General features: G+C 44.5%; 12 protein-coding genes. 7 read left to right on the top strand and 5 right to left on the bottom strand.

Going from position 1 to position 14,706, the window contains the following annotated elements; genetic code table 11:
* Window positions 1-271: 271 nt before the first annotated feature.
* Genes ACXAFV_RS09705 through ACXAFV_RS09690 form a run of 4 tightly spaced genes read left to right on the top strand, consistent with a single transcriptional unit; the run spans window position 272 to window position 4,081 of the window.
* Window positions 272-667, top strand: a complete 396-nt coding sequence (locus ACXAFV_RS09705) for a GntR family transcriptional regulator (RefSeq protein ID WP_475126137.1) — start codon at window positions 272-274, stop codon at window positions 665-667.
* Complete coding sequence (locus ACXAFV_RS09700) at window positions 654-1,556, top strand: ABC transporter ATP-binding protein (RefSeq protein WP_475126136.1); 903 nt, start codon at window positions 654-656, stop codon at window positions 1,554-1,556. The genes ACXAFV_RS09705 and ACXAFV_RS09700 overlap by 14 nt, the downstream gene beginning before the upstream one ends.
* Window positions 1,528-3,516, top strand: coding sequence for a hypothetical protein (locus ACXAFV_RS09695; protein ID WP_475126135.1), 1,989 nt, complete (start codon window positions 1,528-1,530; stop codon window positions 3,514-3,516). Before ACXAFV_RS09700 ends, ACXAFV_RS09695 begins: the two co-directional genes overlap by 29 nt.
* 28 nt (window positions 3,517-3,544) lie before the next feature.
* Window positions 3,545-4,081, top strand: a complete 537-nt coding sequence (locus ACXAFV_RS09690) for an RNA polymerase sigma factor (protein ID WP_475126134.1) — start codon at window positions 3,545-3,547, stop codon at window positions 4,079-4,081.
* 300 nt (window positions 4,082-4,381) lie between these two features.
* Here the strand turns inward: ACXAFV_RS09690 and ACXAFV_RS09685 are convergent, their stop codons facing one another.
* Both ACXAFV_RS09685 and ACXAFV_RS09680 read right to left on the bottom strand, forming a co-directional pair.
* Window positions 4,382-7,126: a GTP-binding protein gene (locus ACXAFV_RS09685; protein ID WP_475126133.1), complete on the bottom strand. Its 2,745-nt coding sequence runs from the start codon at window positions 7,124-7,126 to the stop codon at window positions 4,382-4,384.
* A gap of 520 nt (window positions 7,127-7,646) precedes the next feature.
* A complete protein-coding gene (locus tag ACXAFV_RS09680) occupies window positions 7,647-8,807 on the bottom strand; it encodes an MFS transporter (RefSeq protein ID WP_475126914.1) in 1,161 nt (386 codons plus the stop codon).
* 447 nt (window positions 8,808-9,254) lie between these two features.
* On the opposite strand from ACXAFV_RS09680, the gene pxpB reads away from it, so the two are divergent.
* The 3 genes from pxpB to ACXAFV_RS09665 are packed head-to-tail and all read left to right on the top strand — an operon-like array spanning window position 9,255 to window position 12,180.
* Window positions 9,255-9,962 (top strand): 5-oxoprolinase subunit PxpB, encoded by a 708-nt coding sequence (gene pxpB / locus ACXAFV_RS09675; protein WP_475126132.1) that lies wholly within the window; start codon window positions 9,255-9,257, stop codon window positions 9,960-9,962.
* Window positions 9,959-10,960: a 5-oxoprolinase subunit C family protein gene (locus tag ACXAFV_RS09670; RefSeq protein WP_475126131.1), complete on the top strand. Its 1,002-nt coding sequence runs from the start codon at window positions 9,959-9,961 to the stop codon at window positions 10,958-10,960. Before pxpB ends, ACXAFV_RS09670 begins: the two co-directional genes overlap by 4 nt.
* A gap of 35 nt (window positions 10,961-10,995) precedes the next feature.
* The gene (locus tag ACXAFV_RS09665; protein WP_475126130.1) at window positions 10,996-12,180 is read left to right on the top strand and encodes an NRAMP family divalent metal transporter; all 1,185 of its coding nucleotides are present in this window, start codon (window positions 10,996-10,998) and stop codon (window positions 12,178-12,180) included.
* Window positions 12,181-12,338: 158 nt separating this feature from the next.
* On the opposite strand, the gene ACXAFV_RS09660 is transcribed toward ACXAFV_RS09665, so the two are convergent.
* The 3 genes from ACXAFV_RS09660 to rlmD form a co-directional block, all read right to left on the bottom strand.
* Entirely contained in the window at window positions 12,339-12,533 is a 195-nt protein-coding gene (locus tag ACXAFV_RS09660) for a YwbE family protein (protein ID WP_475126129.1), read from the bottom strand.
* Window positions 12,534-12,895: 362 nt separating this feature from the next.
* Complete coding sequence (locus ACXAFV_RS09655; protein WP_475126128.1) at window positions 12,896-13,126, bottom strand: helix-turn-helix domain-containing protein; 231 nt, start codon at window positions 13,124-13,126, stop codon at window positions 12,896-12,898.
* A 24-nt stretch (window positions 13,127-13,150) separates the two neighbouring features.
* A complete protein-coding gene (rlmD, locus tag ACXAFV_RS09650) occupies window positions 13,151-14,524 on the bottom strand; it encodes a 23S rRNA (uracil(1939)-C(5))-methyltransferase RlmD (protein ID WP_475126127.1) in 1,374 nt (457 codons plus the stop codon).
* Window positions 14,525-14,706: the final 182 nt, after the last annotated feature.

Raw genomic sequence — 14,706 nt, 5'->3', positions numbered from 1 at the left:
TAAAAGTTTAAAACAAACAAATCTATGTGTTGATTGGAGCGGAAGGTGATTGACTCCTTCGAGAATAGTAAGCTAGTGAGACCCTGCGGGAGCAGAGCGACGAGGAGGCTCACTGTTCACCCGCGGAAAGCGAAGTCTTCCTCGGAAATCAACAGCCATATTAAGAAACTAAAACTTTTTTTAAAAAAACTCTTCTAAAATGGAAGAACATGTTATATACTTTAACTGTATTAAGACACATAGTACACTGTATACAGTTGGGAGGGTGGATATGTTTGAACTTGATTTAAGAAGTCGGAAGCCCATTTACGAACAGTTGGTGGAAAAGCTGAAAGAACTGATGATCAATGAGGTGCTGAAGCCTGATGAGCAGTTGCCTTCCGTACGGACATTGGCTCAGCAGCTGACGATAAATCCAAACACGATCCAGAAAGCATATAGGGAACTTGAATCTCAAGGATATATCTATTCAGTGAAAGGGAGAGGTAGCTTTGTCAATCCTTCAAGTCATATTCAAAATGCGGAGAAAATCATGAAAGTGAAAGAAGAATTATCAAAACTTTTAGCAGAAGCTCTTTATTTGGGAATAACCGCTGAAGATTTAAAAGAAATGATTGCTGAAATCGAGGCATCAGTTGGGGGGAATCAAGCTGATGATAGAGATTAAAGGCGTTAGTAAAGCATTTGACAGAACAGAAATCATTCATAATATATCGTTTTCCATCGAGAAAGGGTCCATCTACGGCCTTCTTGGTTCGAATGGGGCGGGCAAGACAACCCTCCTGCGGACGATTGCCGGTATTTTAAAAGCCGATCAGGGAGATATCACACTTAATGGTCAGCCGATTTTTGAAATGACCGGAATCAAGGAGAAAGTCGTCTTCCTTCCAGACCAGCCATTCTTTTTCACTCATTATACTTTGAAGCAGATGGCACAATTTTATCAGAATACGTACAGCCGATGGGATGAGGAATATTATCACCAGTTGACGGCATTGTTTGAAATCGATCCGGATAAAAAGCTTCATAAGTATTCAAAAGGTGTACAGCGTCAAGCCTCATTTATCCTGGCTTTGTCCGCAAAGCCCGATGTACTTGTACTGGACGAACCGATTGACGGACTTGATCCCGTTGTCAGGAAGAAATTAAAGAATGTGCTGATCACAGAAGTCGCAGAAAGGGACATGACGATTCTGATCTCATCCCACAACCTGCGGGAAGTCGAGGATATCTGCGATCATATAGCCATCTTGCATCAAGGAAAGTTCCTCCTGGAAAAAGAGCTTGATGACCTCAAATCAGGCATCCATAAGATTCAGCTCGCTTTTAAAGATAAGGTGCCAGACGAGCTGTTCAAAAAGCTCGATGTCTTGCATAAGGAAGTACGCGGCAGTGTTTTATTATGCATTGTCCGGGGAGATGATGCGGAAATCAACCGCCTGATCCGCTCTTATCATCCAGTCATCTTTGATTTACTTCCACTTACACTCGAAGAAATTTTTATTTATGAAATGGGGGATGTTGGGTATGCCATCCAGAACATCTTGGATCAATAAAGAACTAATCATTCAATACTTACGGAGTGTCGGGTGGCTTGGGATCGTTTATTTCATCGGGCTTCTGTTTGCATTGCCGATTGATATCCTGGGGAAACTGACCAATCCGAACCTTAACTATTACAACAATATTTATGAGAATCTCTTTAAAATTCAATACCCTATTCAAATGGGACTGCTGTTTTTCATTCCTGTATTATTGGCCGTCTTTCTATTCCGCTTCTTACATGTAAAACAATCTGCGGATTTCATTCACAGTCTGCCAATCATGCGAAATAAGATTTTCCAGCATGCTTTGCTTACAGGAATCGGTATCCTGCTGATCCCGGTTTTACTTAACACTCTATTCCTTCTAGTACTCTATTGGGTTACTGAACTGAACCTTTACATCGATGCCGCAGACATCTTTGTCTGGACAGGAATCACGATGCTGATGTCCGTCCTTTTCTTCTTGACGGGAACATTCATTGCAATGGTTACCGGCCTTTCAGCTGTACAAGGTGTGCTGACCTACATCATCTTGTTACTGCCTGCAGGAATGTTCTTATTGGTTACCTTCAGCTTGAAGCAGATCTTGTTCGGGTTTCCGACCGATTACTATTACACCATAAAGATTGAAGAGTATTCTCCGATTGTTAAAGCTGCCATGCTTGAAAACAAGTTGATCTCAGGGTGGGATGCTTTGATTTATGCGACACTGACGATCATCTTCTATTTTCTTGCTCTTGTACTCTATAAAAACAGGAAAATAGAGACCGCATCACAGCCGATTACTTTCAAGCTACTTCAGCCGATTTTTAAATACAGCGTGACTTTCTGCGCTATGCTTGTCGGTGGGATGTATTTTACTGAAGTGCAAGGGCAGGGATACTGGATGTGGTTCGGATATGTCGTTGGAGCACTGATCGGTTATTATGTTGCCGAGATGATTTTGCAAAAGCACTGGAGAGTCTTTCACCACTGGAAAGGATATGTTGTTTATCTGCTTGTGATCGGTGCCTCTTCCCTCCTGTTTCAATTCGACCTCTTTCAGTATGAAAAGAAAGTGCCGGAAGCAGGCAGCATCAAGGAAGCGTATGTTGGATACAGCTATTATGATCTTTTCGGTAGTGATCTAATGACTGCCAGTGAAAATGGGATCGCCGATTTCAAGCGTGACCCTATGATGAAAGAGGAAGAAACGATCCAAGCAATCCGTAATCTACACAAAAGCATCATCGCAAACGGAGAAACTTCGACGAGCTATGAAAGGATGCCTGCATTCTTTTACTACAAACTAAAAGACGGAAGCACCCTCGTCCGAAGCTACGAAGTGGACCAAGGTGCACTTGATCAGTATTACTCGGCTTTATACGAGGCCAAGGAGTATAAAGAAGCGACCAACGACATTTTCCAAATCGATGAAGAGAAGATCGATAAGCTGACGCTTCACCAGGAATACACTGCCGGAAAAACCGTTACCATTGTAGATCCCGGAGAAATCAAAGAAGCGATCGATATCTTAAAGAAGGAAATTTACAATGAGAGCTTCGAAGATCAAAACAGATTGAGCACCTTCTCTATTGAAGTTCTCTTATCAGATAATAAGCGCACAGGCATAAGTGTCCGAAACACGTATGATGAATTCGAAAAATGGCTGCGCGACCAAGGATATCTGGAGAAGATAAAGGTGACAGCCGAAGATATTGAATGGATCTACATCATCGATAAAAAAGATCATATCCGGGAGTTGACGAAGGCACAGTACGCCGGTGACATCTTCCCTGAACTTAAAGAACAAGGAACCGGATTGGAAATAACGAACAAAGATAAACTGAATGAGGTCTTAGAAAATCTCAGCTACGACAGACAAGAAAACCCTTATTTGATCGGAATTAAATACAAAGGACAACCGCATATTGATGTAAATGGGCTTACCGAAAAGAACGCTCCTTCCTTTGTAAAGAAAGCCTTTGAATAATTTGAACAGAAAGAAGAGGTGATATCCATTGACTGCCAAACTCATACACCTTGAATCTCCATCATTCGAGGATGTGTATATTCAATTTCACCGATTGATCTACCATATCGCATATAAACTGACAAAGGACGCTCATCTTTCAGAAGACATCGTACAGGAAACCTTTATGAAGGCTTATAAGAAGTGGGATACCCTGATCGACTTCAGAAAGATCCAGTCCTGGCTTTCATCCATCGCCAACAGGACAGCCATTGATTTTATCCGCAAGGAATCAAAGCGCAGGGAGGAACTGGTCGATGATCAGGAAACTTATGATTCTCCGTTCATCTCGTGTGCAGCCAGAATGGTAGAATCAGAAGTGGACTTTCACCTTTTGGAAGAAGAGATTGAAGAAGGGATCGGGATGCTTCCCGCGACGCAGCAGGAAGTCCTCCGATTAAAGGCGATTCAAGGACTCAGCGATAAGGAAATTGCCCGAAGGCTTAATCTTAATCCTTCCACGGTCAAAACCCGGTACCACCGGGCGAGAAAACAGTTGAATGTATTATTGAATAAGTCCGCTTGATGACTTCTTTCGTGGACCCCCGGAGCGATGGCTGCTCCGGGGGTTTTTTATACATTTTTGGGGTTAATCTTTTAGTTTTGTGTTGTAATCTTTCAGAAACTGGACTTTTTCTTTCAGTTTCGGGCAGTAATCTTCGAGTTCCGCGGGATAATCTTCGAGTTTTACGATTAAATCCGTCAATTACCAATAATGCCCAAATCAAGCTATACTCAACTTCTTTCTCTAATGGAGCATGAAACAATAAAAGAGCCGATTCACCAAGGCAATGCCCAAAGTGAATCGGCTCTTCTCCCATTTTCATCAGTACGATGCCCTCGTACTCTTAGAACCAGCCTTCATCCTATATTCATCGTGAAGCAGTTTCACTTCAAATAGCGTGATAGGATCGAAGTAACGTTCCGGATGTTCCTTCATTTTTTTCAATGTTTCTTCTTCTGCAGCAACCTCTGCTTCCGTCTCTGTAATCGTAAGATCGAGCTGATTGAACGGTCCTGCAAAGAAGGATCGCACATCCTGCCCCAAAGATTTTTCAAACAAGTCGAATTGAACGAAGAACTTGTTTACAACGGATGCGGCAGTTTCGGAGTAATCCTCGTTTTCTAAATAGCGTTTGTACTGATTATAAAGCAGGTTTTTGTTCTGAGGGATCCCCCCGAACAATTTACCGGCACTCTTCAACAGGAATTGACCCGGCTTAAATCTGAGAAGAATGTTTTCTTTATCGATTTGTGCCCTGGTTCCCATCCGGCTTACATCTCTTCTCCAGTCATCGATCACCTGGAAGTCACACTCGAGGACGACACGGTCTTTTCCAAACAATTCATTGAAGGTTGTACTCATTTCATTTAAGTAGTCCTGCCCATCCTGCAGCTCCTGCCTGGATGACTGAAGCCAATTTTCCAATAAAACCATGTAGCGCGGCATGAGATCTTCCTGAATGTACGTCTGAATTCTTGCGTTCATGGCTTCATTCAATTCAGTATGAATCTGTCTGAAATCACTTTCTTCCGTAATCAGTTCTGAGCACCCGCTCAGGATCTCGGGGATTTTCTTCGAGACTTCTTTTTTCATCTCTTCTTTCTTTTTATGGAACGATTCTTTTATTACTTTTGTCTTGTCATTTTGCATATCTTCCAGGTAAGTATGGAAGCCGTTTAAGCGGACAAGAATATCTTTATTTTTCTCGATTGTATCTTTTAACTCGTGTTCCTGATTCTTTCGATTAGCGAATAAGTCTTTCAACGTTTTTCTCACCAGGTAGAAAAGCTTCACTCTTCGCTCGGATCTCAATGCACCCGGGTTAAGGAAGTAATGCTTTTTCATGAAGGCTTCCACGTCTCTTTGCTGAAGGTGTACCGCTTCAAGCGATGAATACGGGAGGACTTCAGCATCAGGGAACCATTCTCTGGCTTTCGCCTGGACTGAGTTGATGATTTCTTCTGAACGGCCTGCATGGTCGATCTTATCCATTTTGTTCAGCAGAAAATGGACATTTACGGGCTGGCCGATTTCGGTCAGTGTTCTAAGTGTCTTGCGGTCTTCAGCATTGAAAGGGGAATCTGCATTCAGGACATAAAGAAGTCCGTCGGCAGCAGGATAGAATGACGTGAGGTCGTGAAGTCCCTGGCTGTTCGCTTGAACGTCGATCAACGCACTTCCATTTTTCTGAAGGAATTCAGAAGGCAGTTTGTACTCCACAAACGCTTCCCTTTCCATCAACTCTTCAAAGTCAGCAATACTTTCCACTTTCTCTGCACCGCGGTCATGGACCTCCGTTACTTCTACCTGATCACGGTGATACCTGTACACAACGGTCGAATGTTCTGCCTCTCCCACGCTCTCACCAAGGACTGATTGCACAAAGGATGATTTGCCGCTTGATTCGCTGCCTGCAACCACAAGATACTGCTGGCTGGTATCCAGGAGCTGTTCAGCGATCCATTTGGACTTATAGGAAACGGGGGCCTCATTCTTTTCGGACCAGTCGATTATTTTATTCAGGAGAAGAAGAGTCTCTTCCATTTTAAAAGCTGGATATTCACCTTGAAGAAGCAGGGTCTCAGCTTCCTCGGCGACCATTGGATCAATTGAATAGGAAAATACATCATTCCATGCCATCACAGCTGCAGACGCAAAGAGCGGCTGCTCCTGTTTACTGATTTTAAGCCAATTCGTCAAGAGATCCGGCATGATGCCTTCAATTTCTTTCACGAGATAGCCTTTTTCAAGGAAATGAAGATAGGCATTCTGGAATTGGGATGAAATATCCTCCCAGCGTTCACCGCGTTCAACCTCTACATATTCAAAGAGTGTGTTCACCGTGGACATCCATTCAATATGAGTTTCAGGAGTCTCTCTGTACGATTGCCACAGACTCTGGACCAGCTCTCTGAATAACTGGCGCTCCTTCTCATAAACGGTGATCAGCACATCGTAAAAATAGTTCGGCGTAAATACTGACGTATAGCCCATTTCTGCGTACTCCAGCAGGGAGCGGAACCATGCCTGCTCACCCGTTCTGATCGACTCACTCACAGCAAGCTCCACAGCGTTCTTATAGTCCTGCTGTTCTTCATAAAAGGATTTCGCCAGCTGAGCGACAAGTGGATAGTCAGGATCGGTATTCCGTGCTTTCTCAATGATTCGATACGCTGACTTCAGCTTGTTTCTCTCTATGTAAAGATGGAACAGCTGAAGGGAGATCTCCATCGTCAGCACTGTATTTTCCGTAGAAATTGCTGTGTACACATCCTCCGCTGAAGAAAGCATGCCGAGTGCATAGTAGGAATCGGCGATATTTTTCTTCGCCCAGGGTTCGAGCTCATTCAGAATGCTCTCCCATTTAAAGATGGCCGCTTCATAATCTTTGCTGTGAAAATAAACCTCCCCCTGCGCATAGCGGATATAGGTCAAATCATACGGCTCATTCTGCTGCTCTTCAACAAACGCTTCCCCCAGTACTTCAATAGGATGAAGGGTTGACTCATTTTCTATTAAAAAAGTTTCATAAAATGACTTCTCCATCAATAACTTTTCTTCTATCATAATGTCCTCCGTTATATGTGAATCCTGTTAGAATAAGGACTCACAGACTAGTCTATGGCTATCATTCTATCAGAATTTCACAAGGATAAAATTTCAATTCGTTTTCAATTTCTAATTGATTCTTTATACCGTGATTCATTCGACTTAGATTCATTACACAACAAAGGACTATCCATTACCAAAAGGCTACACCCTTAGAGAAAATAGATAGTCCTAAATATTTACCACCTTTTTTGGAGGTGTAAACTATAGAGTAATTGTTTTTATTTTTTATGCTTGTCGGGCCTGACCAAGCCGTCTCCGCTTTTGTCTCATCCAGCTCCGACGGCTAGCCCCTCGAGGTCATAAGTCAAGCAGGCATAAAAGGCAAAGTGCGCCTTTTTTGCCCACTCGCCTTATGCTTGTCGGGCCTGACCAAGCCGTCTCCGCTTTTGCTTCATCCAGCTCTGACGGCTAGCCCCTCGAGGTCATAAGTCAAGCAGGCATAAAAGGCAAAGTGCGCCTTTTTTGCCCACTCGCCTTATGCTTGTCGGGCCTGACCAAGCCGTCTCCGCTTTTGCTGCTTCCGGCCTTCCATTACGGCCACTATGAATGCAAGGAGCAGGAAGAAGCTTGAGATTTGGAAGAGGATTCCGATTTCTACGAATTGGGCCAGTACTCCGAATACGAGTCCGCTCAGTCCGATACCCAGGTCGATGGAAGAGAAGAACATGCCGTTCGCCACTCCCCTGCGGTTATCCGGGGTCATGGACAATGTCCATGACTGAAGCGTCGGGATCAATGATCCGAATCCTACTCCGAACAGAATGCCCGAGACGATGATCAGGGCATCGGAATGTGCAAAGGATAAGACCCACATACCGACAAATGTAATCGAGATACAGAATAGGACAAGCCCTTTTGGTCCGTGATCGTCAAACCACTTCCCAGCGACTGGTCTTGACAGGGAAGCCATAATTGCATTGAACAAATAAAATAAGAAGATATGCTGTATGCCCCGTTCTTCCCCAAATATCACGATGAACGTGACGATCGAGCCGTATCCAAATGTGACCATGATGGTGATAAAAGCAGGAAACCAGCTTGATTTTTCAACCAGTGAACCCACGTAAGAGAACTTCAGGTCTTCTTTCTTTGCTTCTTTCACGATTTCCGGTGTCTGATAACGAACCAGCGCCAATAGGATGATGGCAATGCCCCCAAGAACACTGGACGTGATGATCAGATTCGTAAATGTGGTCACTTGAAATAAATAGATTCCAAGACTCGGAGCGATGATCATTCCGATGGTGATGGACAAACCGTAATAACCCATCCCTTCACCAAGGCGGGATTTCGGTACGACATCCACTGCAGCGGTACCATTGACGGTTGTCGACCAGCCCCAGGCAAGCCCGTGTACGAATCGGAACAGCAAAAAGATCACGACTATGGAGGACAATGGATAGATCACTGTGATGAGCAGCAATGAAACGACCCCGATGATGACCAACGGTTTTCGGTCCTTATACTCCAGCATAAAACCGATGAACGGCCTGCTCAATACCGCTCCGATTGAAAATAAGGTCGTTACCAGACCTATTTCCAAACCTGACGCGCCAAGGGATTTGATATATGGAGGCAATGTCGGAATCAGCATTTGAAACGACATAAACACAAAAAGATTTCCTACCATTAACATGATAAAAGACCTTGTCCATAGAGGTTCTTTTATTTTCGTCACAGGAAATCCCCCTTTCTTTATTCATCTATTCTTGGGATTTCCCCATTTTAAGAATTTATTTCGAATTACTAAATAATAGCACATTCCAGGTAAAAGATATACGATTTCAACTTAAAGATTCCTGCTATTTTCTTACAATATATTCAATCTCGCTTTATTCTACGTTACACGCGTAACCTGCCAAAACGACTAGTTTATATTCATCTCACCTGACTACAACTATTCATTTCCACCCTCTGATATTTCTCATCTACAAGAATACTCGCGTTGAAAAGTTCTCAATTTATACTATAATAGACAACATGACCAAAAGTTCAGAAAAATTGCATTTACTATTCACAATTGAATTTTTATTTAAAAATTAACATAAATATACATTTAATTTGTCGATAAGGAGGAAACAACTTGAACTATTCTTTGCGTCCTTTAGGTGACAGTGCAGTAGTCATTCAATTGGGAGATGCGATTGAAATTGACACTCACGAAAAAGTAAAGAAAGTGACATCATTATTAGATAAAAATCCTCAAACGTGGCTCGTCGATCTCATCCCTGCTTTCACGACGGTCACCCTTTATTATGATCCGATCACCGTTTTACAAGAAGTAAAAGAGGAGCTTCCTTACGATGGGGTCTGTTCCATCCTGAAAGAATTGCTCACTGATGAATCGGAAAATGACTCTGCTTCTCACAGAGTCATAGAAATCCCTGTATGCTACGGGGGAGAATACGGTCCCGACTTAGAAGAAGTGGCAGACATCAATGGGTTATCACCTGAAGAGGTCATATCAAAACATATGAACGGTGACTATCTTGTGTACATGATCGGCTTTGCCCCGGGCTTCCCTTATGTGGGAGGTTTGGATCCCGATTTAGCCACTCCCAGAAGAAAATCACCACGATTGAAAATCCCGGCCGGTTCAGTGGGAATCGCCGGTGATCAAACAGGTGTTTACCCGATTGAAACGCCTGGAGGGTGGCAGTTGATCGGCCGTACCCCTCTTTCATTATTCCAGCCGGATGAAGATATTCCAAGTCTTCTTCAGGCAGGAGACCACATTAAATTCGTTTCAATTTCAGAAGATGAGTTTAAAGAAATGGAGGGAAAAGCATGATTAAAGTTGTAAAACCCGGCCTCCTTTCTACCATACAGGATCTTGGAAGATATGGATTTCAAAGATACGGCGTCATCGTCAGCGGCAGCATGGACCCAATTGCCCACCGAATTTCCAACTGGCTTGTGGGGAATGATGAGAACAATGCAGTTATTGAAATGACCCTGACTGGACCGGCACTCCAGTTTCAGGAGACTTCTCTCATTTCCATTTGCGGCGGAGACCTGTCTCCATCCATAGATGGACAGCCTGTTCCATTATGGCGATCCGTTCTTGTTAAAAAGGGCTCTACCTTAAAATTCGGGGGATGCAAAACTGGAGCACGCGCTTACCTCGCCATAGCCGGCGGGATTGATGTACCTGCTGTCATGAACAGCCGTTCTACCTATTTGCGGGCAGAAATCGGCGGCTATGACGGCCGCAGCTTAAAAGAAGGAGATCTCCTTCAAGCCGGAGAACTTCTTGAGGATTCCAAAGATATGGTGGACTATCTGATACCTTATTTGGAAGACAGGCCTTATACAGAAATCGACTGGTCGATTTCATCCGAATTCATCTCCATTCATCAACCCCAAAAAGCCATCAGGGTGATGGAAGGGCCCGAGTACGATCTATTCACAGAAGAAAGCAGGCAGGCGTTCTTCGAGAAACCATTCAAGGTTACCCCTCAATCCGACCGCATGGGCTACCGATTGGACGGGACTCCGCTTGCCCTGAAGCAAGACAGCAATTTGATTTCCGAAGCAGTATCCTTTGGAAGCATTCAGGTGCCTTCGGACGGCAACCCTATCATTCTTTTAGCCGATCGGCAAACGACGGGAGGATATCCCCGTATTGGACAGATCGCTTCCATCGATCTCCCTCTTATTGCACAAACCAAACCGGGAGAAGAGCTTTCCTTTAAAGTAATCACCCACGAGGAAGCACAGAAGCTACTGATAGACAGGGAAAAGCAGCTGCGCCACCTGAAACAAGGAATTGCCTTGAAAATTAAATAGACAACTTTAGAACGTACAGCAAAGGAGAGAAACGTATGAAAAAATCAAATATCAGCGTGCTGCTGGGCGCAGCCTTTTTAATGGCCACTTCGGCAATCGGCCCGGGGTTCCTGACCCAGACGACTGTCTTCACGGAACAATTGGCAGCAAGCTTTGGATTCGTCATTCTCGTTTCCATCATCATTGATATCGGTGCACAACTTAACATTTGGAGGATCATCGCCATATCGGAAAAAAGGGCTCAGGATATCGCCAATGATATCCTGCCCGGATTGGGATATTTACTGGCATTCTTGATCGTCGCTGGCGGCCTCGCTTTCAATATCGGGAACATCGCTGGAGCCGGCCTCGGAACAAACGTTTTATTCGGTGTATCTCCTGAGATGGGGGCTTTATTCAGCGGACTTGTCGCTGTCGGGATCTTCCTCGTTAAGGAAGCAGGCCGATTGATGGATAAGTTTGCACAGATTCTCGGATTTTTAATGATCCTGCTTACGCTTTATGTGATGTTCACATCAAACCCGCCGGTAGGAGAAGCCGTCACAAAGACATTCATGCCGGATACGATTGACTTCATGGCCATCATCACGCTTGTAGGCGGTACGGTCGGAGGCTACATCACATTTGCCGGCGGTCACCGGTTACTGGAAGCCGGCATCACCGGAAAAGATGCACTTCCCGAGATTACGAAGAGCTCTGTTTCTGCCATCGGGATCGCGTCGCTCATGCGCATCTTTTTATTCCTGGCATCGCTCGGAATCGTCGCGCAAGGCCTGCAAATCGATCCTTCCAACCCACCGGCATCTGTCTTCAATCTTGCCGCCGGAAACATCGGTTACAAAATGTTCGGAATCGTCATGTGGTCTGCTGCTGTTACATCCGTAGTCGGAGCAGCCTACACCTCCGTTTCCTTCATTCGCACATTCAGCCCTTTATTGGAAAAATACCATAAGTGGCTGATCATCGGATTTATCGTCATCTCGACAGTCGTATTTGTATCGATCGGTAAACCTGTTGCCGTCATGATCCTTGTCGGTGCACTGAACGGATTGATTCTGCCGATCGCACTTGGCGTCATGCTTCTGGCAGCACACAAGAAAAAGATCGTCGGTGACTACAAGCACCCGATCTGGCTGACGATATTCGGTCTCGTCATCGTGGCCGCGATGTCTTATATGGGTGTTTATACGATGATAAATGAAATACCGAAGCTGTTTTAAATAGTAGTTATGTTGAGGTCCCAGGCTCTTTAGCGAGCTTGGGGCTTTTTTATGGGGTGGAGACGGATGGGAGTGTGGGCTGGGTATTGATCGTTCCGGTGAGTGAAAAAAGAAGGACAGTCCTTTATTTAACTAAAGAACTGCCTTCAACATGAATGTTAGGATAGTATATTTTTTACTCTTCCCACCTGACCATCTTCGAGCCTCACCTTGATGCCATGAGGATGGTTAGCCGAGTTCGTCAGGATGTCTTTCACAACTCCCTGAGTCAGCCGACCCGTACGCTGGTCTTTTTTCAGTACGATTTCAACTTGAAGTCCTGCTTTAATATGTGCTCGTTGTTGTCCGTTCATGGGATTCTCCTGTTCTGGTTTGATTTATGTGTGGGTTCTATTTGTAGTCGTTAAAGAAAATTCGACAAGTGGCGCAATAATTTAAAAACTAACGCAATAAATGAAAAAGAGGCGCAATTCTATGAATTCCTGCGCAATTTTTTAGATTACTGCGCAATTATTTAAATTGTGGCGCAATAATCTAAATTCCGGCGCAATTCCTTAAATTGACCCTGTTATTCCTAACTCCTACTTCAGATTTTTAAGAGGAACCAATCTCTAAAGTACCTATTCCACTTATATCCAACTCGAAATCACCTTATTCAAACCGTAAAACTAGTTTTCAATTTGCTTTTTTCCTATTATCGGATTACCACTGATTGTCAATCCTCATCCTTCACATCCGGATCTTCTGGAATGGGTTCACTAAGATATTCGGCCAGCTGTTTTTTGGCTTTTTCCATTTGTTCGAGATGCTGGTTGAATTGTTCTCGATAGATCAAATATTGCCGGCCGTCATGAACCGCCCTTATTTTATTTTCATGAATCATTGCTTCTACATATGATACGGGCAGAGATAGGTACTCTGCCGTTTCAGCGATTGTGAGATACATATGTTTCGCCTCACCTATGTTTATTTATACCAGTTCAATTTTCGCAACTGCCTCACAGTGCATCGTCTGCGGGAACATGTCGACCGGCTGGATTTCCGTTGTTTTGTAGCCGCCGTCTTCGAGGATTCGAAGATCGCGCGCCAGGGTTGCAGGGTTGCAGGATACATAAACAACCTTCTTGGGTTTCATTGCCAGGATCGTGTTGAGAAGCGCTTCATCGCAGCCTTTCCTTGGCGGATCGACGACGAGTACATCCGCGCTGATTCCTTCTTCGTACCAATCTGGGATGACAACTTCAGCAGGGCCGGCTTTGAATTCAACGTTGGTCATATTATTTAATGCTGCATTCTGCCTGGCATCCGAAATCGCCTGCGGGACGATTTCCACACCGTACACTTTTTTGGCTTTTTGGGCAAGGAAAAGCGAGATTGTACCGATTCCGCAGTAGGCGTCGATCACCGTTTCTTCTCCTCCCAGGTCAGCGTATTCAAGCGCTTTTTCATACAATACCTTCGTCTGCTCAGGGTTGACCTGATAGAAGGAGCGTGCAGAAATCGCAAACTTCACGTCACCGATCATATCGTGAATGACTTCTTCTCCCCATAAGATATGTGTCGTGTCACCCATGATCACATTGGTTTTTTTACCGTTGACATTATGGACGATGGACTTCAACCCTTCAATGTTCTGAACGAGTTCTTCCACAATTTTATTCTTATGAGGAAGCTCGTTTGTTCTCGTCACCAGGACGACCATGACCTCACCTGTTGTGTATGCTGTGCGGGTCATGATATGGCGGAGCGTGCCTTTATGTTTTTTTTCATCATATGGACGGATACCGAGGTTTTGGGAAATATTCTTTACGTGCTGGATCACTTCATCATTTTTATCATATTGAATGATGCATTTATCCATATCGATGATTTCATGGCTTCGCTTCTGATAGAACCCCGCCACAAAACGCCCGTCTTTTTCACCGACTGGTACCTGTGCTTTATTTCGGTAACGCCACGGTTCTTCCATCCCCATCACTTCATGGATCTTGACGTCATGAAGTTTTCCGATGCGCTGCATCACATCGCGGACATTCTTTTCTTTTGCCTCCAGCTGGCCTTCGTAGGTCATATGCTGAATCTGGCAGCCTCCGCATTCCTTGTATATCGGGCAAGGCGGCTCCTGGCGATACGGACTTTCCTTCGTCCGTTCCATCAAGCGGCCAAAGCCGTAGCCTTTACTAGGTTTTACGACCTTCACCCGGCCTTCTTCCCCAGGCAGCGCATTGGGAACAAATAACGGGTAGCCGTCTACCTTTGTCACTCCGTTGCCGTCATGCGTCAAATCCTCGAAATAAGCGTCATCTATATAATCATTTTTTTGAACAGGTGCTTTTTTACTCATAATGATCTTCCTTTTCTGATTCCTAATTGAGACTCTACTGATTGTACCACATCGGGATAGAAAAGCGGAGGCGGCCCGTTCAGCCCCGACAAGCATAAGATGGATGGGCCGGGAAGGCGTTTTTTGCCTTCTTGGACCATTTAGCTTATGACCTCGAGGGGGTGGCCGCCGGAGCTGGACAA

The organism is Rossellomorea sp. ABR4_012 (assembly GCF_056159545.1).
The sequence above is the reverse complement of the archived record's forward strand: the minus strand, read 5'-3'. Positions and strand labels throughout refer to the sequence as shown.

Coding starts and splice junctions, on each gene's coding strand:
- ACXAFV_RS09705 (WP_475126137.1), top strand. CDS start 272: ATGTTTGAACTTGATTTAAGAAGTCGGAAGCCCATTTACGAACAGTTG.
- ACXAFV_RS09700 (WP_475126136.1), top strand. CDS start 654: ATGATAGAGATTAAAGGCGTTAGTAAAGCATTTGACAGAACAGAAATC.
- ACXAFV_RS09695 (WP_475126135.1), top strand. CDS start 1,528: ATGCCATCCAGAACATCTTGGATCAATAAAGAACTAATCATTCAATAC.
- ACXAFV_RS09685 (WP_475126133.1), bottom strand. CDS start 7,126: ATGATAGAAGAAAAGTTATTGATGGAGAAGTCATTTTATGAAACTTTT.
- ACXAFV_RS09680 (WP_475126914.1), bottom strand. CDS start 8,807: ATGTTAATGGTAGGAAATCTTTTTGTGTTTATGTCGTTTCAAATGCTG.
- ACXAFV_RS09670 (WP_475126131.1), top strand. CDS start 9,959: ATGATTAAAGTTGTAAAACCCGGCCTCCTTTCTACCATACAGGATCTT.
- ACXAFV_RS09665 (WP_475126130.1), top strand. CDS start 10,996: ATGAAAAAATCAAATATCAGCGTGCTGCTGGGCGCAGCCTTTTTAATG.
- ACXAFV_RS09660 (WP_475126129.1), bottom strand. CDS start 12,533: ATGAACGGACAACAACGAGCACATATTAAAGCAGGACTTCAAGTTGAA.
- ACXAFV_RS09655 (WP_475126128.1), bottom strand. CDS start 13,126: ATGTATCTCACAATCGCTGAAACGGCAGAGTACCTATCTCTGCCCGTA.
- rlmD (WP_475126127.1), bottom strand. CDS start 14,524: ATGAGTAAAAAAGCACCTGTTCAAAAAAATGATTATATAGATGACGCT.